Source organism: Pseudomonas sp. R84 (assembly GCF_009834515.1).
GTDB lineage: Bacteria > Pseudomonadota > Gammaproteobacteria > Pseudomonadales > Pseudomonadaceae > Aquipseudomonas.
The window spans coordinates 4,863,813-4,886,304 of the sequence record NZ_CP019426.1 but is presented as its reverse complement, the minus strand read 5'-3'; the positions used below and the strand labels follow the sequence as shown (position 1 = coordinate 4,886,304).

The 22,492-nt window shown below is 59.1% G+C and carries 20 protein-coding genes; 13 read left to right on the top strand and 7 right to left on the bottom strand.

Annotated features, from left to right (window positions below; genetic code table 11):
• Positions 1–302: 302 nt before the first annotated feature.
• The 4 genes from flgB to flgE are packed head-to-tail and all read left to right on the top strand — an operon-like array spanning position 303 to position 3,272.
• Positions 303–710: a flagellar basal body rod protein FlgB gene (gene flgB / locus PspR84_RS21610; protein ID WP_007917581.1), complete on the top strand. Its 408-nt coding sequence runs from the start codon at positions 303–305 to the stop codon at positions 708–710.
• Between the two features lie 3 nt (positions 711–713).
• The gene (gene flgC / locus PspR84_RS21605; protein ID WP_003227217.1) at positions 714–1,157 is read left to right on the top strand and encodes a flagellar basal body rod protein FlgC; all 444 of its coding nucleotides are present in this window, start codon (positions 714–716) and stop codon (positions 1,155–1,157) included.
• 15 nt (positions 1,158–1,172) lie between these two features.
• Positions 1,173–1,898 (top strand): flagellar hook assembly protein FlgD, encoded by a 726-nt coding sequence (gene flgD / locus PspR84_RS21600; RefSeq protein WP_160059077.1) that lies wholly within the window; start codon positions 1,173–1,175, stop codon positions 1,896–1,898.
• Positions 1,899–1,928: 30 nt separating this feature from the next.
• Positions 1,929–3,272 carry a flagellar hook protein FlgE gene (gene flgE, locus PspR84_RS21595; protein WP_160059076.1) on the top strand — a complete coding sequence of 448 codons (1,344 nt, stop codon included), beginning with the start codon at positions 1,929–1,931 and terminating at the stop codon, positions 3,270–3,272.
• A 412-nt stretch (positions 3,273–3,684) separates the two neighbouring features.
• Here flgE and PspR84_RS21590 read toward each other — a convergent pair whose 3' ends face one another.
• A complete protein-coding gene (locus PspR84_RS21590; protein WP_160059075.1) occupies positions 3,685–6,579 on the bottom strand; it encodes a ribonucleoside-diphosphate reductase subunit alpha in 2,895 nt (964 codons plus the stop codon).
• Positions 6,580–7,453: 874 nt separating this feature from the next.
• Here PspR84_RS21590 and PspR84_RS21585 point away from each other — a divergent pair.
• Together PspR84_RS21585 and PspR84_RS21580 are read left to right on the top strand one after the other, a co-directional pair.
• A complete protein-coding gene (locus PspR84_RS21585; RefSeq protein WP_160059074.1) occupies positions 7,454–8,176 on the top strand; it encodes a response regulator in 723 nt (240 codons plus the stop codon).
• Entirely contained in the window at positions 8,173–9,783 is a 1,611-nt protein-coding gene (locus PspR84_RS21580) for an ATP-binding protein (protein WP_160059073.1), read from the top strand. The genes PspR84_RS21585 and PspR84_RS21580 overlap by 4 nt, the downstream gene beginning before the upstream one ends.
• 117 nt (positions 9,784–9,900) lie before the next feature.
• Here the strand turns inward: PspR84_RS21580 and PspR84_RS21575 are convergent, their stop codons facing one another.
• The gene (locus PspR84_RS21575) at positions 9,901–10,626 is read right to left on the bottom strand and encodes a 4'-phosphopantetheinyl transferase superfamily protein (protein WP_160059072.1); all 726 of its coding nucleotides are present in this window, start codon (positions 10,624–10,626) and stop codon (positions 9,901–9,903) included.
• Positions 10,627–10,776: 150 nt separating this feature from the next.
• Positions 10,777–11,568, bottom strand: coding sequence for a dienelactone hydrolase family protein (locus tag PspR84_RS21570; protein ID WP_160059071.1), 792 nt, complete (start codon positions 11,566–11,568; stop codon positions 10,777–10,779).
• 144 nt (positions 11,569–11,712) lie between these two features.
• Between PspR84_RS21570 and PspR84_RS21565 the strand changes: the two genes are divergently transcribed.
• From PspR84_RS21565 to PspR84_RS21555, 3 genes are all read left to right on the top strand, one after another.
• Positions 11,713–12,318, top strand: a complete 606-nt coding sequence (locus tag PspR84_RS21565) for a hypothetical protein (RefSeq protein ID WP_160059070.1) — start codon at positions 11,713–11,715, stop codon at positions 12,316–12,318.
• 151 nt (positions 12,319–12,469) lie between these two features.
• Entirely contained in the window at positions 12,470–13,147 is a 678-nt protein-coding gene (locus PspR84_RS21560) for a response regulator transcription factor (RefSeq protein WP_016987432.1), read from the top strand.
• The gene (locus tag PspR84_RS21555) at positions 13,144–14,490 is read left to right on the top strand and encodes an ATP-binding protein (RefSeq protein ID WP_016987433.1); all 1,347 of its coding nucleotides are present in this window, start codon (positions 13,144–13,146) and stop codon (positions 14,488–14,490) included. The genes PspR84_RS21560 and PspR84_RS21555 overlap by 4 nt, the downstream gene beginning before the upstream one ends.
• 217 nt (positions 14,491–14,707) lie before the next feature.
• Here PspR84_RS21555 and PspR84_RS21550 read toward each other — a convergent pair whose 3' ends face one another.
• On the bottom strand, positions 14,708–15,706 hold the full coding sequence (locus tag PspR84_RS21550) for an AraC family transcriptional regulator (protein ID WP_160059069.1): 999 nt from the start codon (positions 15,704–15,706) through the stop codon (positions 14,708–14,710).
• A gap of 351 nt (positions 15,707–16,057) precedes the next feature.
• Here PspR84_RS21550 and PspR84_RS21545 point away from each other — a divergent pair, with 351 nt between their 5' ends.
• Positions 16,058–17,392 (top strand): dicarboxylate/amino acid:cation symporter, encoded by a 1,335-nt coding sequence (locus PspR84_RS21545; RefSeq protein WP_007917521.1) that lies wholly within the window; start codon positions 16,058–16,060, stop codon positions 17,390–17,392.
• A gap of 145 nt (positions 17,393–17,537) precedes the next feature.
• Positions 17,538–18,719: a CaiB/BaiF CoA-transferase family protein gene (locus tag PspR84_RS21540; RefSeq protein ID WP_160059068.1), complete on the top strand. Its 1,182-nt coding sequence runs from the start codon at positions 17,538–17,540 to the stop codon at positions 18,717–18,719.
• Positions 18,720–18,829: 110 nt separating this feature from the next.
• On the opposite strand, the gene PspR84_RS21535 is transcribed toward PspR84_RS21540, so the two are convergent.
• Together PspR84_RS21535 and PspR84_RS21530 are read right to left on the bottom strand one after the other, a co-directional pair.
• A complete protein-coding gene (locus PspR84_RS21535) occupies positions 18,830–19,324 on the bottom strand; it encodes a SprT family zinc-dependent metalloprotease (RefSeq protein ID WP_160059067.1) in 495 nt (164 codons plus the stop codon).
• A 128-nt stretch (positions 19,325–19,452) separates the two neighbouring features.
• On the bottom strand, positions 19,453–20,055 hold the full coding sequence (locus tag PspR84_RS21530; protein ID WP_102901694.1) for a Yip1 family protein: 603 nt from the start codon (positions 20,053–20,055) through the stop codon (positions 19,453–19,455).
• 289 nt (positions 20,056–20,344) lie between these two features.
• On the opposite strand from PspR84_RS21530, the gene ttcA reads away from it, so the two are divergent.
• Together ttcA and PspR84_RS21520 are read left to right on the top strand one after the other, a co-directional pair.
• The gene (gene ttcA / locus PspR84_RS21525) at positions 20,345–21,169 is read left to right on the top strand and encodes a tRNA 2-thiocytidine(32) synthetase TtcA (RefSeq protein WP_160059066.1); all 825 of its coding nucleotides are present in this window, start codon (positions 20,345–20,347) and stop codon (positions 21,167–21,169) included.
• 134 nt (positions 21,170–21,303) lie between these two features.
• Positions 21,304–21,978 (top strand): DNA-3-methyladenine glycosylase I, encoded by a 675-nt coding sequence (locus PspR84_RS21520; RefSeq protein ID WP_160059065.1) that lies wholly within the window; start codon positions 21,304–21,306, stop codon positions 21,976–21,978.
• An 86-nt stretch (positions 21,979–22,064) separates the two neighbouring features.
• Here PspR84_RS21520 and PspR84_RS21515 read toward each other — a convergent pair whose 3' ends face one another.
• Complete coding sequence (locus PspR84_RS21515) at positions 22,065–22,490, bottom strand: DUF2069 domain-containing protein (protein WP_160059064.1); 426 nt, start codon at positions 22,488–22,490, stop codon at positions 22,065–22,067.
• Positions 22,491–22,492 lie beyond the last annotated feature (2 nt).

Below are 22,492 nucleotides of genomic sequence, written 5' to 3'. Positions count from 1 at the left end.
CCCTGACACCACAAAACCCCTGTAGGAGTGAGCCTGCTCGCGATAGCGGTAGCCCATTCAACATCATCGGTGCGTGACACACCGCTATCGCGAGCAGGCTCACTCCTACAGGGGGCCGTGGTGCGTATGAGATGGACGGCAAGCGGCAGAAAAGCGGCATCCGGCGGAAACCGGTTGCCGCTTTTCTGGCATTGCCGCGTTGCCGACTCCCCGCAAAGCCGCGGTTTATGGGGGGTTTATAGTTTGGCACGGCGCTTGCTAAAGCTCAGTTACGAAAAACCGGTCACCTGAAGGTTCCCGACATGAGCATCAGCTTCGATAAAGCGCTCGGCATTCACGAAAAGGCATTGGGCTTCCGCGCCCAGCGTGCCGAAGTGCTGGCCAACAACATCGCCAACGCCGATACCCCGAACTACAAGGCTCGGGATCTGGATTTCTCCAAAGTGCTTGAAGCACAGACCCAGAAAAACGCGAACGGCACCATCGCCCTGAACATGACCAACAGCCGTCACATCGAAGCTGAAGGTCTGGGCAACGGCGACGAATCGCTGATGTATCGCACGCCGATGCAACCTTCGATCGACCAGAACACCGTGGACGCCCAGCTGGAACAGTCGAACTACGCGGAAAACGCCGTCGGCTTCCAGGCCAGCTTCACCCTGCTCAACAGCAAATTCAAAGGGCTGGTGTCAGCCCTGCGCGGAGAGTAATTCATGTCCCTGTCCAGCGTTTTCAACATTGCCGGCAGCGGCATGAGCGCACAGACCACGCGTCTGAACACCGTGGCGTCGAACATCGCCAACGCCGAAACCGTCTCCTCGAGCATCGACCAGACCTATCGCGCCCGTCACCCGGTATTCGCCACCATGTTCCAGGGCGGCCAGAACAGCGGCAGCAATTCGCTGTTCCAGAGCCAGGACGCCGCCGGTCAAGGCGTGCAGGTGCTCGGCGTGGTCGAAGACCAGAGCAACCTCGAAGCGCGCTACGAGCCGAACCATCCGGCGGCCGATGCCAAAGGCTACGTCTACTACCCGAACGTCAACGTGGTGGAAGAAATGGCTGACATGATTTCCGCGAGCCGGTCCTTCCAGACCAACGCCGAAATGATGAACACCGCCAAAACCATGATGCAGAAGGTACTGACCCTCGGTCAGTAATAAGGGGCGACTGCCATGAGTGTTTCCGATACCACCAGCAGCTTGAGCATGAATGACATCCTGTCGAACTCGTCGAAAAAGACCAGTTCGACCGCCGGTGGCATTGCTTCGGCCACTAACAGCGCCACCGGCGGCCAGGCCCTGGGCAAGGACGCGTTCCTGCAATTGCTGGTCACCCAGCTGAAAAACCAGAACCCGCTCGATCCGCAGGACAACAGCGCATTCGTTGCCCAGTTGGCACAGTTCAGTAGCCTGGAAGGCATCACCACGCTGAACAGCACAGTCAGTTCGCTGGCCGGCAACTACAACTCCTCGCAAGCCTTGCAGGCGTCGTCGCTGGTGGGCCGCAATGTGATCGTGCAGACCAACTCGGTTCAGCTCGACGATCCAAGCAAAGGCATGACCGGTTCGGTCACCGTTCCGTCGTCGATTGCCGGCGGCACCGTGAGCATCACCGACAGCAGCGGCGCGGTGGTTCGCACCATCGATCTGGGCAGCCGCGCTGCAGGCAACGCAAGCTTTACTTGGGACGGCAAGGACAAGGACGGCAATCTGGTGGCTACTGGCACCTATACCGTTAAGGCCAACGCATTGATCAATGGCACCTCGACCGATATGGCGACCTACCTGCCGGCCACCGTCACCAGCGTGACGATCAGCCAGACCGGCGGTGAGCTGATGCTCAACCTGTCCGGCAAGGGCACCGTTGCCCTGTCCAAAGTACAAACCATTGGTATATAGAGCCGACTAACCGGCACAAAGGAGTGGAATATGTCTTTCAATATCGGCCTTAGCGGTCTCTATGCAGCCAACAAACAACTGGACGTGACCGGCAACAACATCGCCAACGTCGCGACCGCCGGTTTCAAATCGTCCCGTGCAGAATTCGAAGACGTCTACTCGGCCACTCGCCTGGGCAGCGGCAGCAAAGTGATCGGCAACGGCGTGCGCCTGGCCAACGTTTCCCAGCAGTTCACCCAGGGTGACATCAACAACACCGGTAACGTGCTGGACATGGGCATCAACGGTTCGGGCTTCTTCACCATGAGCAACAATGGCTCGGTGTCCTACACCCGTGCCGGTACGTTCAAGGTCGACAACGCCGGTTACATCACCAACACCGACTACACCTCGCGCCTGCAGGGTTACGGTGTGGACGCCAACGGCAAGATCATCAACGGTGTATTGACCGACCTGAAGATCGATACCTCGAACCTGGCGCCGAAATCGACTTCGTTGGTGACTTCGAGCATCAACTTGAACTCGACTGCGCCGGTGATCAACGACACAGTGGCGGCCGGCAAGTTTGATCCGACCAAACTCGAGACTTACACCAAGTCGTTCAGCACGCCGATCTATGACACGCAGGGCAACTCTCACGTCATGGATCAGTATATGGTGAAGACCGGCGAAAACACCTGGAAGGTCTACACTCTGGTTGATGGCCGAAACCCGGATGCGACCGGTAGCAATCCAAACGATCCGCTTACGCCTCCGGTTGCTTCGACACTCACCTTCGACAGTTCTGGCAACCTGTTGCAGGTCAGCACGCCTAGCACATTACCAGCTCCGGCGCCGAACCCGATCATCAGCAGCGACTTGAAGCTGACGACCTGGAAGCCGGGCACTGTGACCAACGGTACCTTTACGCCTAACGGTGCGGCTGCCAACCCGGCCGGTATTACCATTTCGATGGCCAAGACCACTCAGTACAACGCTGACACCGCGCGTTCGATTCCGACTCAGGACGGTTACGCCACTGGCCAGATCACCAACCTGACCATCGACGGCACCGGTACTTTGTTTGCCAACTTCAGCAACAACCAGAGCAAGGCCATCGGCCAGGTTGCGCTCGCCAGCTTCACCAACGAACAAGGCCTGCAGGCTATCGGTGGCACCAGCTGGAAAGAGACTTTTGCTTCGGGTATCCCGGGCTACGACGCACCGGAAACCGGTACTTTGGGTTCGATTGCTTCGAACTCTCTGGAAGAGTCCAACGTTAACCTGACTAACGAACTGGTAGACCTGATCAAGGGCCAGAGCAACTATCAGGCGAACGCCAAGACCATCTCCACTCAGAGCACGATTATGCAGACCATTATTCAGATGACCTGAACGCGGTTTGTGGTAGTTTTTTGGGCCCCTCGTTTTGAGGGGCTTTTTTTTTGGCCTTGGCGGCCTGTGGGTTCGCTCCGGGACTGATCCGGGCGCAGCGTCTACGGTTTGCTTCGCTGCACCTTGGGATTTGTGGTGTAGCTACCCCTCATCGGAACGCCGCCCGCCCAGCCCTCTCCCGAGGGAGAGGGGGCCGATTTGTGTTGGCTTTGAAATCGCATACGACTCGGTATTCAGCGTCGCCGTATCTCTCACATCCACGCAGTCAGTTCCCTCTCCCTCCGGGAGAGGGCCAGGGTGAGGGGCTTTTGATGTTGCCCCAAAAGAAAACCCCCGACAAACCAGAAGTCTGTCGGGGGTTTCTTTTGCCAGGAGAGTATCAGGCGTCTCGCAACGCCTGATTCAGCTCAGCTTATTGGCAAGCTTCGCAATCCGGCTCGTCGATCGCGCAAGCCTTTGGCACTGGAGCAGGACCGGCAGGAGCCGCCAGAACCGAATCGTCGCCGTGGTTGCCGCCGCTGGAAACAGCGTTCAGCTTGCCGGTGTTGATGGTCGACTTCTCGGTGCTGGTCGCGGCCAGGGCGCGGAGGTAGTAAGTGGTTTTCAGACCACGGTACCAGGCCATGCGGTAGGTCACGTCGAGCTTCTTGCCCGATGCGCCGGCGATGTACAGGTTCAGCGACTGGGCCTGGTCGATCCACTTCTGACGACGGCTGGCGGCGTCAACGATCCACTTGGTGTCCACTTCGAACGCGGTCGCGTAGAGCTCTTTGAGTTCTTGCGGGATGCGCTCGATCTGCTGAACCGAACCGTCGTAGTACTTCAGGTCGTTGATCATGACCGAGTCCCACAGACCGCGAGCCTTGAGGTCGCGAACCAGGTACGGGTTGATCACGGTGAATTCGCCCGACAGGTTCGATTTCACATACAGGTTCTGGTAGGTCGGTTCGATCGACTGCGATACGCCGGTGATGTTGGCGATGGTCGCGGTCGGTGCGATGGCCATGATGTTGGAGTTACGAATACCTTTCTGAACACGGGCGCGAACCGGTGCCCAGTCCAGGGTTTCGTTCAGGTCGACATCGATGTACTTCTGGCCACGTTGCTCGATCAGGATCTGTTGCGAATCCAGCGGCAGGATGCCTTTGGACCACAGCGAACCCTGGAACGTCTCGTACGCGCCGCGCTCGTCAGCCAGGTCGCAGGACGCCTGGATCGCGTAGTAGCTGACGGCTTCCATCGACTTGTCGGCGAACTCGACGGCAGCGTCGGAACCGTAAGGAATGTGCTGCAGGTACAAAGCGTCCTGGAAGCCCATGATGCCCAGACCGACCGGACGGTGCTTGAAGTTGGAGTTCTTCGCTTGTGGCACCGAGTAGTAGTTGATGTCGATAACGTTATCGAGCATGCGAACGGCGGTGTTCACGGTGCGTTCCAGCTTGGCGGTGTCCAGCTTGCCGTTGACGATGTGGTTCGGCAGGTTGATCGAGCCCAGGTTGCAAACGGCGATCTCGTCCTTGTTGGTGTTCAAGGTGATCTCGGTGCACAGGTTCGAGCTGTGAACCACGCCGACGTGCTGCTGCGGGCTGCGCAGGTTGCACGGGTCTTTGAAGGTCAGCCAAGGGTGGCCGGTTTCAAACAGCATGGAGAGCATTTTGCGCCACAGGTCTTTGGCCTGGATGGTCTTGAACAGTTTGACCTTGCCTGGGTATTCGGTCAGGGCTTCGTAGTACTCGTAGCGCTCTTCGAAGGCTTTACCGGTCAGGTCGTGCAGATCCGGCACTTCGGATGGCGAGAACAGGGTCCACTTGCCGTCGTCGAAGACACGCTTCATGAACAGGTCAGGGATCCAGTTGGCGGTGTTCATGTCGTGGGTACGACGACGATCATCACCGGTGTTCTTGCGCAGTTCGATGAACTCTTCGATGTCCATGTGCCAGGTTTCCAGGTAGGCACACACAGCGCCTTTGCGCTTGCCACCCTGGTTAACGGCTACCGCGGTGTCGTTCACCACTTTGAGGAACGGAACCACGCCTTGCGACTTGCCGTTGGTGCCTTTGATGTACGAACCCAGTGCACGCACCGGCGTCCAGTCGTTGCCCAGACCGCCAGCGAATTTCGACAACATGGCGTTGTCGTGGATCGCGTGGTAGATGCCCGACAGGTCATCCGGCACGGTGGTCAGGTAGCAGCTCGACAGCTGTGGACGCAGGGTGCCGGCGTTGAACAGGGTCGGGGTCGACGACATGTAGTCGAAGGACGACAGCAGGTTGTAGAACTCGATCGCACGGTCTTCTTTGTGCTTCTCTTCGATCGCCAGGCCCATGGCCACACGCATGAAGAAGATCTGCGGCAGTTCGAAACGAATACCATCCTTGTGGATGAAGTAACGGTCGTACAGGGTTTGCAGGCCCAGGTAGGTGAATTGCTGATCGCGCTCGTGGTTGATCGCCTTGCCCAGTTTTTCCAGGTCGAAGGTGGCCAGCACAGGGTTCAGCAGTTCGAACTCGATACCTTTGGCGATGTAGGCCGGCAATGCCTTGGCGTACAGGTCGACCATTTCGTGGTGAGTAGCGCTTTCGGCCACACCGAGGAAACCCAGGCCTTCGGCACGCAGGGTGTCCATCAGCAGGCGGGCGGTCACGAACGAGTAGTTCGGCTCACGCTCAACCAGCGTACGAGCGGTCATCACCAGGGCAGTGTTGACGTCGGTCAGGGCCACGCCGTCGTAGAGGTTTTTCAGGGTTTCGCGCTGGATCAGGTCGCCGTCGACTTCTTCCAGGCCTTCGCAGGCTTCGGTGACGATGGTGTTCAGACGACCCATGTCCAGCGGCGCCAGGCTGCCGTCAGCACGGGTGATACGGATCGACGGGTGAGCGTTGACCGCTTCTTCCGCCGGCGCGTGGGCAGCGCGTTCTTTCGAACGACCGTCACGGTAGATCACGTAGTCGCGCGCGACTTTCTGCTCACCGGCACGCATCAGGGCCAGTTCGACCTGGTCCTGGATTTCTTCGATGTGGATGGTGCCACCCGACGGCATGCGACGCTTGAAGGTCGCGGTGACCTGTTCGGTCAGGCGCGCAACAGTGTCGTGGATTCGCGACGAAGCGGCAGCGGTGCCGCCTTCAACTGCGAGGAACGCTTTGGTGATAGCGACGGTGATCTTGTCATCGGTGTAAGGAACGACAGTGCCATTGCGCTTGATCACGCGCAGTTGACCAGGCGCGGTGGCTGCCAGATCCGAATTCGAATCAGCGGCCTGCGGCAAGGTGCCCTGCGGGTTCTCGCGAGTTGTGTCGGTTTGCATGGGGGGTGGTCTCCACATTCTCTATGTTTGTTTGGCACCGTCATGGTGCTCACCGTTCTGTACCGAAGCACTGCAACCGACAAGCGTCGGCGTAACAACTTCGGAACAGTAGGAAAAAGGCTTGTAGCGCCGCATCCTTGCCGAAGTTTTCGGCGCCGAGCCAAGGCTCGAGCCAAACTCCTTCCAGGGTGACAGTAATGACTGCAACACCCGTACCGTTCCGGTCATTTCGGACCTAAAAAACGGTGCCATCCGCAAGTGCGGTTTGGGCTTTGAAAAACTTGCTTGGTTCAACCGGAAACTGGCAATAAAGCACTTGAGTTTCAGGCCCTAAATGTGGTTGGGCGTTTGAGCGGAAAACCCCATATGTAGGGTCTCTCTCCGCGCCGTGCTACAAGATAATGCGTTTTGAGGGGTGTTGCAACGTACTACCTGTGGATAAACCTGTGCGTAAATTGTGTAAGAAACAAGGAATTCCCGTGTAGGCCGCGGACCTGCTGAGCTAGACCGTTTGTCACCGTTTTATCCTCGGGAAAAACGCTTCAGCGGATTTTTAAGGGCGCGAACCCTATCACAAAAAACGGCCTTCTCCGAACGCATTTACCGACTTGTGTTCTGGCTGTACGCCGTTTATACAATCGGCCCATGCACAGGCATTCTTATCCTCCTGAAACATGACAAAAGGTCGGGAGAATCACGCTAAATATCGCGTACCCCTGTAGGAGCTGCCGAAGGCTGCGATCTTTTGATCCTGATCTTGAAAAGCAAGATCAAAAGATCGCAGCCTCGTTTCACTCGACAGCTCCTACAGGGGATTGTGTGTCTGGGCAATCGCCTTCCTTTTATCAATAACAATAGAAAGCAGAGGTCACCGGTGGAGCAACAAGCCTGGCAGGTATTGATCGTCGAGGATGACCAGCGACTGGCCGAACTGACGCGCGATTACCTGCAAGCCAATGGACTGCGCGTGGACATCGAAGGCAACGGTGCGCTGGCGGCGGCACGGATCATCAAGGAGCAGCCGGATCTGGTGATCCTTGACCTGATGCTGCCCGGCGAAGATGGCCTGAGCATTTGCCGTAAGGTGCGCAATCATTTCGATGGGCCGATTCTGATGCTCACCGCGCGCACCGACGATGCCGATCAGATCCAGGGGCTCGACCTCGGTGCCGACGATTACGTGTGCAAACCGGTGCGCCCGCGTCTGTTGCTGGCGCGCATTCAAGCGTTGCTGCGACGTAGCGACACACCTGAACCGGTCGCCGAAAAATCCCGTCGTCTGCAATTTGGTCCGTTGGTGGTCGACGACGCCTTGCGCGAGGCGTGGCTGAGTGACAATGGCATCGAACTGACCAGCGCCGAGTTCGATCTGTTATGGCTACTGGTGTCAAACGCCGGGCGCATTCTGTCCCGCGAAGAAATCTTCACCGCCCTGCGCGGCATCGGCTACGACGGTCAGGACCGCTCGATCGATGTGCGCATTTCGCGCATTCGCCCGAAAATCGGTGATGACCCCGACCATCCACGCCTGATCAAGACCATTCGTAGCAAAGGCTACCTGTTCGTCCCTGAAGCCTGCGTAGATCTGCCGCTGTGAACTCGATCTTCCTGCGCATCTACGGCGGCATGTGCGCAGCGATCATTCTGGTGGCGGTGCTCGGCGTGCTGGCGCTGAACCTGCTCAACCAGGTGCGCAGCGAGCAGTACCGCGAACGTCTGGCCCACGGCACGTTCTCGCTGATGGCCGGCAACCTGCAGCCGATGAACGAAACCGAGCGCCATCGTGCGCTGCTGGTGTGGGAGCGTTTACTGGGGATTCCGCTGGCGCTGAAGAAATTTGCCGAAACCGACCTTGATCTGTCCCAGCGCACCCGCGTGCAGCGTGGTCAGGCGTTGGTCGAGCAGACCGGACCGCACGCGGCGAAGGTCTATCGAATGGTCAGCGACAAAGAGCAGCTGGTGCTGGTGGGGGAAGTGCAGCAAATCAGCGAGCAACTGGCCCGCGCGACCATTTACCTGCTCGCCGATGAACTGGTGCGCGTGCCGGTTGGCGAGCAGCCCAAACGTCTCGCGCAGATAAAGGAAGAGAAGGGTTTCGGTTTCGATCTGCGCCTGGTCACGGTGAACGAGGCCGACATGGACGAAGACCAGAGCCGCCGCGTGGCCGAAGGCGATACGGTAATGGCGCTGGGCAAGGGCGGCGATTCGATTCGCGTGTTTGCCGGCATGGTCGGCACGCCGTGGGTGCTGGAGATCGGCCCGCTGTATCAGATGAACCCGTACCCGCCGGAATGGCTGGTGCTGATTGCGGCACTTGGTCTGAGCCTGATCGGTCTCATCGTTTATCTGTTGGTGCGTCAGCTCGAACGCCGTTTGCGCGGCCTTGAAGCGGCGGCCACGCGGATTGCCAAGGGCAGCCTGGAAACCCGTGTGCCGGCGCGCGGTGCCGACTCGGTGGGGCGTCTGGCGTCGGCGTTCAACGGCATGGCCGAGCACTTGCAACAGTTGCTGGCGATTCAGCGCGAACTGGTGCGCGCGGTGTCCCATGAATTGCGCACGCCGGTGGCGCGCCTGCGTTTCGGTCTGGAAATGATCGGCTCGGCGACCACGCCGCAAGCACTGGAGAAGTACCGCGAAGGCATGGATCACGACATCGAAGACCTCGATAAGCTGGTCGATGAGATGCTCACCTATGCTCGGCTGGAGCAGGGCTCGCCGGCGCTGACCTTCCAGCGCATCGATCTGGATGCGCTGGTCAATCAGGTGATTGAAGAGCTGGCGCCGTTACGCGCCGAGGTCACCGTGCAGCGGGGATTGTGCCTGTCTGCTGCTGATAACGATGATGCCTGGGTGGAAGCTGAGCCACGTTATCTGCATCGAGCGCTGCAGAATCTGGTAAGCAACGCGATGCGCCATGCACGTTCGAACGTGACGGTGAGTTATCAGGTCGGGCAATTGCGCTGTCGCGTCGACGTCGAGGATGACGGCCCGGGTGTACCGGAGGTCGCGTGGGAGCGGATTTTCACGCCGTTTCTACGTCTCGATGACAGCCGTACGCGGGCGTCGGGCGGGCATGGTTTGGGGCTGTCGATTGTGCGGCGGATCATTCACTGGCATGACGGCCGGGCGATCATTGGCAAGAGCAAGAGTCTGGGCGGGGCTTGTTTTAGCCTGAGTTGGCCGAGGAATCAGGAACGCCGGTAATTCTTGTGGTGGCCGCGATGCCGCCTTCGCGAGCAAGCTCGCTCCCACAGGGGAATGCATTTCAAAATGTGGGAGCGAGCCTGCTCGCGAAGAGGCCTGAACAGGCGCTGAAAGATTTCAGGCCTGAATGCTGACCAGACTCAACAACTGCCCATCCCGCACCCCGAACTGCGCCTCCAGTTCAGTACCGTTGCGCCATTCAGCGGACAAGTCCGTCAACAAGCGCAACCGGACTTCACCGGCTTCAGTCCACTCCAGCACTTCAGCGTGCTCGAAATAAAAGCGCTGCTGCACAATCGGGTACAGCGCCTTGAACAAACTCTCTTTCACCGAAAAGGTCAGCGTCACCCACAAGGCCAACTGATCGCGCGAGGCGGACGTCATGCGTTGCATTTCAGGTGGCGTCAGAATCTCCCCGGCCAGGCGCTCGGCACGTTCGGTGTTGAGCAGGTTTTCCAGATCCATGCCCAAACCGCGCCAATGCCTTTTGTTGGCGACAATCGCTGCCGCACGACCGGTGCTGTGGGTGATCGAGCCGCAGATATGCGCGGGCCATATCGGCGCGCGGTCTTCACCAATCGCTGGCACAACACTGCTGCCTTCCAGTTGCTCCAACGCCGCCCGGGCGCAAATTCGCCCGGCTAGAAACTCAGCCTGACGCTTGGCTACCGAACGTTGAATGCTCGGCGGCGCGACGACGGCACTGCGTTGAAAGTCATCGCCAAGCAGTCGGGCCGGGTCGAAATGGGTGCTAAGCAGCACGGTGTCGGCCAATACCGTCGGCAACGGCCAATGGCTGTCGAGCGCGGTGCAGCAGGCGGGAAGGGTAGGGGGGAGATTCATGGCGGGCATTTTGCCGGTTAGTCGAGACAAGGTCGAGATCGGCGGTGAAGCTTTCGCGAGCAGGCTCGCTCCCACAGGGGATCTACTGGGCGGCATAGATCCAGTGTGGGAGCGAGCCTGCTCGCGAAGGCCGCGCCGCGGTGTCGCTGATCAGCTAAAGATTTTCTGCAAGAACGCTTTCATGTCCGCCCAGGATTTTTCATCCGCGGCCTTGTTGTACCCGATGTCCGGGCCACCGTGCTCGCCATGGCTCAGGCGATCGGCATCCGGATTGGTGAAGCCATGCTTGGCGCCATCCAGACTGACAAATTTATAGTCAGCCCCGGCCTTGTCCATTTCTGCCTTGAACGCCGTGACGTTATCCGCCGTAACCATGCTGTCCAGCGCGCCGTGCTCGACCAGAATCTTCGCTTTCACACTGCCAAGCGTTGCCGGGGTCTTGGTCGCCAGCGCACCGTGGAAACTCACCACGCCCGCCAATGGCTCACCTTGCCGCGCGGCGTTGAGCACCACGCCACCGCCGAAGCAGTAACCGATGGCGGCGATTTTGTTGGCGTCGGTCTGCGGCTGTTTCTTCAGCAAGTTCAGCCCGGCCTCGAAGCGCTTGCTGGAAGCCGCCGCATCCTGGGTCGCCGCCTGCATGAACGCCATCGCATCTTTCGGGTGCTCGGTGTTCTTGCCTTCGCCGTACATATCAATGGCCAGGGCGCTGTAGCCGAGCCCGGCGAGATCGCGCGCGCGGCGCTTGGCGTAATCGTTCAGCCCCCACCATTCGTGCACAACGACGACGCCCGGACGCTTGCCTTTGATGGCGTCGTCGTAGGCGTAGTAGCCGATCAGTTTCGTGCCGTCGGCGCTCTGATAGGGGATTTCTTCAGTCTTGATCGCAGCCTGAGCAAGGCTGCTGACAGCCAGCAAGGTAAGGGCGAGGAACAGGCGCATGGTCGGGTCTCCTGACAGTAAAAGGTCAAAACAGCCTAGTTCATTTGGTTCAGGTCAGGTTCAGAGACGGTTCAGGGGCGGTACAGGGGGAGGTCAGTAACCTTGCGCCATACCCAAACAGCAACTGTGAAAGAGGAAATACCCATGACTCGTTTTAACAAACTGCTGCTGGCATTTACCCTGTTAGGCTCCAGCATCGCGGCCCAGGCCGACGACACCAGCAACTTTGCCGGCCTGACGTTCGGTCAGACCAGCAACAAGATCGACAAGTCCCACGCACTGAACAACAACCTCGACCACCCGAACGCCACCGGCGCGATCGACGGCAACAACACCTACGGCGTTCGCCTCGGTCAGCAAAACAGCCAGGGTCGCTACTACGCCACCTACGACAACGTGTCGGGCTCGCACAATGGCATTAAACTGCGTCAGGAAAATCTGCTGGGCAGCTACGATCTGTTCTATCCGGTGGGCGGCAGCACCAAGCTGTTTGGCGGTGCCACGGCTGGTTTGACCAAGCTGACTCAGGATTCGCCAGGCTACAGCCGCGACAGTGACATCGGTTACGCCGTCGGCGGCCAGTTCGGTGTGTTGCAGCAAGTCTCGCAAAACACCTCGGTCGAACTCGGTTACCGTTACCTGATGAGCAACGCCAGCACCGAGATGAAAGAGAGCGGTGGCAGCAAGCAAGGTTCGCTGGACTTGAACAGCAGCGCGCAGACTTACCTGTCGGCTAACTACAATTTCTAAGGAGTTGCCAACAGGTTCAATGTGGGAGCGAGCCTGCTCGCGAAAGCGGTGAATCAGTCGATCAATTTATCGACTGACACACAGCCTTCGCGAGCAGGCTCGCTCCCACAGGTGTGTTTTTGGAGATTCTGGATTTACCCGGGAGAGCGTTATGAAACTGTTGGTCGTCGAAGATGAAGCGCTGTTGCGCCATCACCTGCAAACCCGCCTGACGGAAAGTGGTCACGTGGTCGAATCCGTGGCCAATGCCGAAGAGGCTTTGTACCAGACCGGACAGTTCAACTTTGACCTGGCGGTGATCGATCTCGGCCTGCCGGGCATGGGCGGTCTCGACCTGATTCGGCAGTTGCGCGCGGGCGGCAAAACCTTCCCGATCCTGATCCTCACCGCGCGCGGCAACTGGCAGGACAAGGTCGAAGGTCTCGCCGCCGGCGCCGACGATTACGTGGTCAAGCCGTTCCAGTTCGAAGAACTCGACGCGCGTCTGAATGCCTTGCTGCGCCGCTCCAGCGGTTTCACTCAGTCGACCATCGTCGCCGGGCCGCTGCTGCTCGACCTCAATCGCAAACAGGCGACCCTCGACGAGCAACCGCTGGCGCTGACCGCCTACGAGTACCGCATCCTCGAATACCTCATGCGCCACCATCAACAAGTAGTGCCCAAGGATCGCTTGATGGAGCAGCTCTACCCGGATGACGACGAGCGCGATCCGAATGTCATCGAAGTGCTGGTCGGCCGTCTGCGCCGCAAACTCGAAGGCCCGGCCGGGTTCAAGCCGATCGACACCGTGCGTGGCCTCGGTTACTTGTTCAATGAGCGCTGCACTTGATTCGTTCCCTTCGCGTTCGCTTGATGCTCGCCGCCACCACGTTGGCGGTGTTGTTCATGCTCGCCTTGCTCCCGGCCATGCAAGGCGCGTTCAGCCTCGCGTTGCAGGACTCGATCGAGCAGCGCCTGGCCTCCGATGTCACCACGCTGATCTCTGCCGCGCGCATCGAAAACGGGCGGCTGGTGATGCCCAATCAGTTGCCGGACGAGCGCTTCAACCTCACCGACTTCCGTTTGCTCGGCTACATCTACGACCGCGAAGGGCATCTGGTCTGGCGCTCGAAAGCCACCCAGGAAGAGCAGATCAACTACAAGCCGCGCTACGACGGGCTCGGTAACGAGTTCGCGCGGATTCGTGAAACCAATGGTCAGGAATTCTTCGTCTACGACGTCGAAGTCAAACTGCTCGGCGGTAAAAGCGCGGCATTCAGCATCGTTGCCCTGCAACCGGTGCGCGAATATGAAACCACCCTCGAAGGCCTGCGTGAAAATCTCTATCTGGGCTTCGGTGCTGCGTTGCTCGTGCTGTTGGCGCTGTTGTGGATCGGCCTGACCTGGGGCCTCAAAGCGCTGCGTCGGCTCAGTCAGGAACTCGACGAAATCGAAGGCGGCACCCGTGAAAGCCTCACCGAGCAGCATCCGCGCGAGTTGCTGCGCCTGACCGGCTCGCTCAACCGCTTGCTGCACAGCGAACGGCAGCAACGTAGTCGTTATCGCGATTCCCTCGATGATTTGGCGCACAGCCTGAAAACGCCATTGGCAGTGTTGCAGGGCGTCAGTGAAGACATGGCCCAGCGTCCGGAAGAACGCGATCAGGCGTGGGTGCTGCAAAGCCAGATCGAACGCATGAGCCAGCAGATCAGCTATCAACTGCAACGGGCCAGCTTGCGTAAAAGCGGACTGGTGCGACACCAGGTGCGCTTGCAACCGGTGCTCAAAAGCCTTTGCGACACGCTGGACAAGGTGTATCGCGACAAGCATGTGCGCGTGGCATTTGATTTGCCCGAGCATTGTTATGTGCCGATCGAGCAGGGCGCGCTGCTGGAAATGATGGGCAACTTGCTGGAGAACGCCTATCGACTGTGTCTGGGCGAAGTGCGCATCAGCGTGCGCGAGACCCTCGCCGGAATCGAACTGTGCGTCGAAGATGACGGCCCGGGCGTGCCGCCGGATCAGCGTGCGCGGATTCTGGAGCGTGGTGAACGACTGGATGCTCAGCATCCGGGGCAGGGGATCGGGTTGGCGGTGGTCAAGGACATTATTGAAAGCTACAACGCCAAACTGGCGCTGGGCGACTCGCCGATGGGCGGGGCGGCGTTCAGGATTCATTTTCCTGCGGTGTGATCGGGATTGCCGTCACCCCAGCCCTCCCGAAACGTCGGACCGCCCAGAGGGAGAGGGGGCCGACCGAGGTGTCTGGCGTTTTACATCGACCTGAAATAGCCAGTCGATTTTGGATTCAGTAGAGAACGTTCAGGTCGGCGTACATCTTGAGCATCCCCCAATCAGTCCCCTCTCCCTCCGGGAGAGGGTCAGGGTGAGGGGCTTTTGATTTATAGCCTCATTGCTCCTGCGCCCGATAAGCCCCCGGCGTCAGCCCCGTCCACTTCTTGAACGCCCGATGAAACGCCGACGGTTCGGAAAACCCCAACTGCTCGGCAATCTGCTGCAGCGACAGATCCGCCCGGCCCAAATGATAAATGGCGATATCCCGCCGCAACTGATCCTTCAACTCCTGAAAACTGGTGCCTTCCTCACGCAAATGCCGACGCAGGGTCTGCGGGCTGATGTGCAGATGCGCCGCGACCGCTTCCAGATCCGGCCAGCGCGCCGTGTCGCGGCTGAGCAAACGGCGCAGGCGGCTGCTCAGGCTGTCGCCGTCGTCCGGGCGAGAGAGCAGGTCGGCGGGGGAGCGTTCGAGGAAATGTTTGAGGGTGCGTTCGTCCTGCAACAGCGGCATGTGTAGATATCTGCTGTGGAACAACAGGCTGCTTTGATCGGTGCCGAAGGTCAGCGGGCAGGGGAACAGCAGGTCGTATTCAGCACCGTGCTCGGGGCGCGGATAGCTGAAGGTTGCCTGCTCAAGGCGAATCCGTTGGCCGATCAGCCAACTGCCGAGGCGATGCCAGATCACCAGCAGACTCTCGGTGAGGAAGTGATCCGGGTCCCACATCTGCGAATCATCGAGGCTCAAACGCACCCATTCGTCTTCGCGCGTCAGGCTCAGGCGCGGGACTTCGGGGAATAGGCTATAAAACAATAAACCGCGTTGCAGGGCTTTCTCCAGATTGCGGCAGTGAATCGAGGCATGGCACATCATGGCGAAACTGCCGGGTTTGCTCGGTGCGTTGCCGAAACCCAGGTATTCGTCGTCCAGCGCCAACCACAGGCCCTGAATCAAGCGAGTGAATTGTTCCGGGGCAATGCGTGCACGCGGTTCATCGAGCAATTCAGGGCTGATGCCCAGTTGCGACAGCAGGCCCGAGTAATCGAAACCCACGCGGCGTGCGCCGCCGAGGGCGGCACGGGCAAAATGACTGGCGATGGTGCGTTCGCGCATAAGCGGCAGATCCTTCCTCAGGCGCCGGATGGTAGCCGGCGGCTGGACGCGCCTACAAGGCGGATTTCCGCCAAATTGTAGGACGAGAAGCGGCGAGTTGGCGGAAATCCGCCACACTTGAGTCACCGGATGGTGACATCCATGCACCTGTAATCCCTGATATCAAAAGGCTTGCAGGCAATCGCACCAAAGTGGCACGACGTTTGCGATACAAGCCACAGAAGCGTGCGTTTTTCCCTGACGGAAAACGCTGCTCCAACAACAAATCCCTCCAGTGCAGGAGGGTTCGCAATTCAGGTTTCGCGGTCAACAGATGGATGTTGCCACGCGAGGCTCTTGAGGAAATCTGCAATGACGACTCGTCAGCCACTGTACAAATCCCTGTATTTCCAGGTGATCGTTGCCATCGCCATCGGCATCCTGCTTGGTCACTTCTACCCTCAGACCGGTGTAGCCCTCAAGCCGCTGGGTGACGGGTTCATCAAACTGATCAAAATGGTCATCGCCCCGATCATCTTCTGTACCGTTGTCAGCGGCATCGCCGGCATGCAGAACATGAAATCCGTGGGCAAGACCGGCGGCTACGCGCTGCTGTACTTCGAAATCGTTTCCACCATTGCCCTGCTGATCGGTCTGATCGTGGTCAACGTTGTGCAACCGGGCGCCGGCATGCACATCGACGTCACCACCCTGGACGCCTCGAAAATCGCCACTTATGTGACGGCCAGTAAAGACCAGAGCATTGTCGGTTTCCTCCTCAATGTAATCCCGAATACCATCGTCGGCGCGTTCGCCACCGGTGACATCCTGCAAGTGCTGATGTTCTCGGTGATCTTCGGCTACGCCCTGCATCGCCTGGGTTCGTACGGTCGTCCGCTGCTGGACATGATCGATCGCTTCGCCCACGTAATGTTCAACATCATCAACATGATCATGAAACTGGCGCCGCTGGGTGCTTTCGGCGCGATGGCCTTCACCATCGGTGCTTACGGCGTCGGCTCGCTGGTGCAACTGGGCCAGTTGATGATCTGCTTCTACATCACCTGCATCCTGTTCGTGGTGGTGGTGCTGGGTGCGATCTGCCGTGCTCATGGTTTCAGCGTGTTTAAACTGGTGCGTTACATCCGTGAAGAGTTGTTGATCGTACTGGGCACGTCCTCGTCGGAATCGGCACTGCCACGCATGCTGATCAAGATGGAGCGTCTGGGCGCGAAGAAATCCGTGGTGGGTCTGGTGATCCCGACCGGTTACTCGTTCAACCTCGACGGTACTTCGATCTACCTGACCATGGCGGCCGTGTTCATCGCTCAAGCGACTGACACCCACATGGACATCACCCACCAGATCACCCTGCTGCTGGTATTGCTGCTGTCCTCCAAAGGCGCCGCCGGTGTGACCGGTTCGGGCTTCATCGTGCTGGCCGCGACCCTGTCGGCGGTCGGTCACCTGCCGGTGGCCGGTCTGGCGCTGATCCTCGGTATCGACCGCTTCATGTCCGAAGCCCGCGCACTGACCAACCTGGTCGGTAACGCAGTAGCCACCATCGTGGTTGCCAAGTGGGTCAAGGAGCTGGATACCGATCAGCTGCAAACCGAGCTGGCCTCGGGCGGTCGCGGTATCTCCGACGAGCGTGAAGAAGATGACCTGGGTGTGGCTGAAGGCCCAACCCCAAGCAATGTGAAGTAAGCACTGCTGGCCTGGAAAAACCCGCTTCGGCGGGTTTTTTCTTGCCTGCGATTTGAGCGTAACGGTCACACCTGCTGACATTTCCGGTGATTGCTGTACGTGGCATCGCTGCCTAGGCTGAGTGCATCGCTTAAGGAGTTCGCCCATGTCTGCACCGCTGGCCTCACTGAAGATCCTCGATTTCTCGACGCTGCTGCCGGGGCCGTTCGCCTCGTTGTTGCTGGCGGACATGGGCGCGGAAGTGCTGCGCATCGAATCACCGACGCGCCTGGACCTGCTGCGCGTGTTGCCGCCGCATGATGGCGGAGTCTCGGCCAGTCATGCCTACCTGAACCGCAACAAGCGCAGCCTGGCGCTGGATCTGAAGCAGCCCGAGGCGCTGGAAGTGGTCAAGCAACTGCTGGGCGATTACGACATCGTTCTGGAACAGTTTCGCCCCGGTGTCATGGAGCGTTTGGGTCTGGGCTATGAAGCGCTGAAGGCGATCAATCCAAAGCTGATTTACGTGTCGATTACCGGTTACGGCCAGACCGGGCCGTACAAGGATCGCGCCGGGCATGACATCAACTATCTGGCGCTGGCGGGGCTGGCCAGTTACACCGGCCGCGCCGACAGCGGGCCGTTGCCGCTGGGCATGCAAGTGGCGGATGTTGCGGGTGGTTCGTTGCACGGGGTGATCGGGTTGTTGGCGGCGGTGATTGCCCGGCAGCAGACCGGGCAGGGCACGCATCTGGATGTGAGCATGACCGATTGCGCGTTCAGTCTGAATGCGATGGCCGGTGCCGGTTATCTGGCGTGCGGTGAAGAGCCTGAATGGGAAGACCAGATGCTCAATGGTGGTAGTTTTTACGACTACTACCGCTCTCGCGATGGGCGCTGGATGTCGGTGGGCAGTCTGGAACCCGGGTTCATGCAGCAACTGTGTACGGCGTTGGGGCGGCCGGAGATGGCGGCGCAGGGCTTGTCGCCCAAGCCTGAACAGCAGCGGGCGTTGAAGTACGCACTGACGGTCGAGTTCGAAAAGCATGACTTTGCCGAACTGTGCGAGATGTTTGCCGGGATCGATGCGTGTGTCGAGCCGGTGTTGAGCCTGGGTGAGGCGGTGCGCCATCCGCAGTTGCAGGCGCGGGAATTGGTGATGCAGGTGCCGCGCGGGGATGGCACGACGCAGGCGCAGATGGCCTGTCCGTTGAAGTTTTCCGAAGCGTTGCCGGCACCGCGGCATGTCGGCGCGGCGTTGGGGCAGCATACGGATCAAGTGTTGGGCGAGTTGGGGATTAGTGCTGAGCGGATTGCTGAATTGCGTGCTTCCAAAGTGATTCTCTAGTGCCTGTACCGCCCTCTTCGCGAGCAGGCTCGCTCCCACATTTGGAATGCGGCCCACTGTGGGAGCGAGCCTGCTCGCGAAGGGGCCAGCCAAGGCACTGCAAATCCGGGCTATTCCACCCGCATCTCACCACTGAACACCAAGGTGTTGCGGCAGCGCCGACACAAATACCGCCGCCCCTGCCGCACCAGACTATGGCGCTGCGCCGAAAACGGAAAATCGCTGTCGGCGCACGGGCATTTGTAGATATAGCGGGTCACGCTGCGGCGCTTGATTGCATAGGTGTGGCAGCGATCCGGCGGCAGTTCGTAAACGCCGCGCATGATCAGTTGCCATTCCTCGCCATGGGGCTGGATACGGTCGCCGAACAGCTGATGGGCGATCAGGTGCGCGACTTCGTGGGCCACGGTCTGCTTGAGGAAGTGTTCAGCGTTTTCCCGGTACAACTGCGGATTGAAGCGCAGCAGGTTCTCGTGCAGATGCGCGACACCGGCTTTTTGCCCGCGCAGCTTGAGGCTGACGACAGGGCGCGGGAAAGAACGTTTGAAAAAGGATTCAGCGAGTTGGTAACAGTTTTCGACGCGGGTATTGAGTTGCTCGGGCATGCTTGATGGATCTCCAGAGGCGTCGAGTATGCCGCAACCCTGTGGACTTGCGAATCGCCGAGCTGCCGAATGGTCATCCTTGAAACGACAAGGCCGCCTTGCGGCGGCCTGTGATCAGCCCTGTCGAGTCAGTTCGTATACACAGGCCCGACGCCCAGCCCCCAGACAATCACGGTGAATGCCATGATGGCGACCAGCACTACCAGACCCACCGCCAGCACCGAGCTTGAGAATAGAAAACCTTCGTCCGACGGAATATTCATGAATGTCGGCAGCCCCACATACAACAGATAAACCGTGTAGCAGATGGCCGCCGTACCGACGATCATCCCCAGCCACATATGCGGATACAGCGCCGCTAGACCGCCGACGAACAGCGGTGTCGCAGTATAAGTGGCAAATGCGACACAACGGGCCAGACTCGGGTTGGCGTCATAGGTACGCGCCATCCAGTGCACGAAGGCACCCATGACCGCGACCCCGCCGAGCATGGCCAGGTACGACATGATCGTCATCCACAGTGCGCTTTCAAAGGTCAGCATCACCGGTGCGCGGTTGCCGATCACCCAGCCAACCTGAGTGGTGCCGATAAACGCCGAGATGGCGGGGATGGCCGCCAGGATCAGCGTGTGGGTGAGGTACATGTGGCTGATGCTTTCCTCTTGGTCGCCACGGATCTCCTTCCATTCCTGATCGGGGTGGGTAAAAAGTCCCACTACGTGATGGATCATGCCAGTCACTCCTCTTGTTATTGCCATCGCCCCCCAACGGAGCGCCTACGGGCCAAGGTGGCCGAGCAAATACAGGTCTTCAGATTGTGTGCGACCTTATGTCGCAGTATAGAAAGGTCTTACCCGTACAGGTATTAGGGGCTTAGAGCAAATCGCGCTGTAAACACAGGGCTTAATCGCCTTGGGGTCTGTAAAGAATGCAAACTTGGGCCTCGACAACCTGTGCCCACAACGCCGGGGTTTTTGCGTAATATGCCGGCCTTTCGTCACACCTCACGGATTTCGCGTCATGGGCACTCTTACGGTCAACCAGAACAAACTGCAAAAGCGCCTGCGCCGCCTGGCCGGCGAAGCGGTCGCCGATTTCAACATGATTGAAGATGGCGACAAGGTCATGGTCTGCCTGTCCGGGGGCAAGGACAGCTACACCATGCTCGACGTGCTGCTGCACCTGCAGAAGGTTGCCCCGATCAAGTTCGAGATCGTCGCGGTGAACATGGACCAGAAGCAACCGGGCTTCCCCGAACACGTGCTGCCGGCCTACCTGAAAGAGCTGGGCGTCGAGTACCACATCGTCGAAAAAGACACCTACTCGGTGGTCAAGGATCTGATCCCGGAAGGCAAGACCACTTGCTCGCTGTGCTCGCGCCTGCGTCGCGGCACGCTGTACACCTTCGCCGACGAAATCGGCGCGACCAAAATGGCCCTCGGTCACCACCGTGACGACATCGTCGAGACGTTCTTCCTCAACATGTTTTTCAACGGCTCGCTCAAGGCAATGCCGCCAAAGCTGCGCGCCGACGATGGTCGCAACGTGGTAATCCGTCCGCTGGCGTACTGCAACGAGAAAGACATTCAGGCTTACTCGGACTTCAAGGATTTCCCGATCATCCCGTGCAACCTCTGCGGTTCGCAGGAAAACCTGCAGCGTCAGGTGGTCAAGGAAATGCTGCTGGACTGGGAGCGCAAGACCCCAGGCCGAACCGAAAGCATCTTCCGCAGTCTGCAGAACGTGATCCCGTCGCAACTGGCCGACCGCAACCTGTTCGACTTCACCAGCCTGAAAATCGACGAGACCGCGGCTTCGCGCTTCGTTAACGTCGTCAATTTGTAAACACCTTCAAATGTGGGAGCGAGCCTGCTCGCGAAAGCGGTGTTTCATTCAACTGATTTGTTGACTGAGACTCCCACTTCGCGAGCAGGCTCGCTCCCACATTGGTTTCTTCGCTTCATTCAATAGGAGAGGGCATGCGCGATTACAAGTGGCTGCACGAATACTGTCTGAACCGCTTCGGTTCGGCGGCTGAACTGGAAGCCCATCTGCCCGTTCCCAAGACCCCGGCGCAACTGCGCAAGATCAGCGACGACCGCTACCTTTCAACCATGGCCCTGCGCGTGTTCCGTGCCGGCCTCAAGCACAGTCTGGTCGACGCCAAGTGGCCGGCCTTCGAAGAAGTGTTCTTCAAGTTCGACCCGGAAAAAGTCGTGCTGATGAGTGCCGAACACCTTGAGCGTCTGATGCAGGACGCGCGGATCATTCGCCATTTGGGCAAACTGAAAAGCGTGCCGCGCAATGCCCAGTTCATTCTCGATGTGGAGAAGGAGAAGGGCAGTTTCGGTGCGCTGATTGCCGACTGGCCGGTGACCGATATCGTCGGCCTGTGGACCTATCTGAAAAAGCACGGTCATCAATTGGGGGGACTATCAGCGCCACGCTTTTTGCGCATGGTCGGCAAGGACACCTTCGTGCCGAGCTACGACGTGGTCGCGGCGCTGAATGCACAGAAGATCGTCGACAAGGCGCCGACCAGTTTGCGCGATCTGGCCATTGTGCAGGATGTGTTCAATCAGTGGCATGAGCAGAGCGGCGGGCGGCCGATGAGTCAGATTTCGATGATGCTGGCTTACACCGTCAATCATTGAATAGCTAAAAGATCGCAGCCGTCGGCAGCTCCTACAGGGAAACGCATTTCAAATGTAGGAGCTGCCGAAGGCTGCGATCTTTTCAATCAGGCGACGGAGATTTCGCCTTCGCCAGCCAATTTACGATTCAACTGATACCGCCACCGCACATACAACAGCGCCGAGCAGAACACCGCCAGGCTCGCGATCATCTCCAGCACACCAAACCACTGGCGGCTCGGGTCATACGCCGCCAGTGCGCCCTTGATGAAATACAGATTCACCACAAAACACATCCACGAATGCCCGCGGGCGCTGCCCATGATCATCGCCGGGGCAAGGACGATCCACGGGATCAGTTCGACCAGTAGAATCACCCACGGTCGCGCGCCGTGCAGGTCGGCGAACAGCAGGTAGTAGGCCGCGAGCAGACCGGCGAGGGCAAAAAAGCTCAGCAGGCTGAGCGCCCGCATCGCCTTCACTCGCGGCTCAAGCCATTCGACCGAGGGCAGGACTTTCGGCTTCTTCGCCACTG

What these genes read in the sequence shown, in the direction of transcription:
- flgB (WP_007917581.1), top strand. Translation starts at nt 303, where the DNA reads ATGAGCATCAGCTTCGATAAAGCGCTCGGCATTCACGAAAAGGCATTG.
- flgC (WP_003227217.1), top strand. Translation starts at nt 714, where the DNA reads ATGTCCCTGTCCAGCGTTTTCAACATTGCCGGCAGCGGCATGAGCGCA.
- flgD (WP_160059077.1), top strand. Translation starts at nt 1,173, where the DNA reads ATGAGTGTTTCCGATACCACCAGCAGCTTGAGCATGAATGACATCCTG.
- flgE (WP_160059076.1), top strand. Translation starts at nt 1,929, where the DNA reads ATGTCTTTCAATATCGGCCTTAGCGGTCTCTATGCAGCCAACAAACAA.
- PspR84_RS21590 (WP_160059075.1), bottom strand. Translation starts at nt 6,579, where the DNA reads ATGCAAACCGACACAACTCGCGAGAACCCGCAGGGCACCTTGCCGCAG.
- PspR84_RS21575 (WP_160059072.1), bottom strand. Translation starts at nt 10,626, where the DNA reads ATGAATCTCCCCCCTACCCTTCCCGCCTGCTGCACCGCGCTCGACAGC.
- PspR84_RS21570 (WP_160059071.1), bottom strand. Translation starts at nt 11,568, where the DNA reads ATGCGCCTGTTCCTCGCCCTTACCTTGCTGGCTGTCAGCAGCCTTGCT.
- PspR84_RS21565 (WP_160059070.1), top strand. Translation starts at nt 11,713, where the DNA reads ATGACTCGTTTTAACAAACTGCTGCTGGCATTTACCCTGTTAGGCTCC.
- PspR84_RS21560 (WP_016987432.1), top strand. Translation starts at nt 12,470, where the DNA reads ATGAAACTGTTGGTCGTCGAAGATGAAGCGCTGTTGCGCCATCACCTG.
- PspR84_RS21550 (WP_160059069.1), bottom strand. Translation starts at nt 15,706, where the DNA reads ATGCGCGAACGCACCATCGCCAGTCATTTTGCCCGTGCCGCCCTCGGC.
- PspR84_RS21545 (WP_007917521.1), top strand. Translation starts at nt 16,058, where the DNA reads ATGACGACTCGTCAGCCACTGTACAAATCCCTGTATTTCCAGGTGATC.
- PspR84_RS21540 (WP_160059068.1), top strand. Translation starts at nt 17,538, where the DNA reads ATGTCTGCACCGCTGGCCTCACTGAAGATCCTCGATTTCTCGACGCTG.
- PspR84_RS21535 (WP_160059067.1), bottom strand. Translation starts at nt 19,324, where the DNA reads ATGCCCGAGCAACTCAATACCCGCGTCGAAAACTGTTACCAACTCGCT.
- PspR84_RS21530 (WP_102901694.1), bottom strand. Translation starts at nt 20,055, where the DNA reads ATGATCCATCACGTAGTGGGACTTTTTACCCACCCCGATCAGGAATGG.
- ttcA (WP_160059066.1), top strand. Translation starts at nt 20,345, where the DNA reads ATGGGCACTCTTACGGTCAACCAGAACAAACTGCAAAAGCGCCTGCGC.
- PspR84_RS21520 (WP_160059065.1), top strand. Translation starts at nt 21,304, where the DNA reads ATGCGCGATTACAAGTGGCTGCACGAATACTGTCTGAACCGCTTCGGT.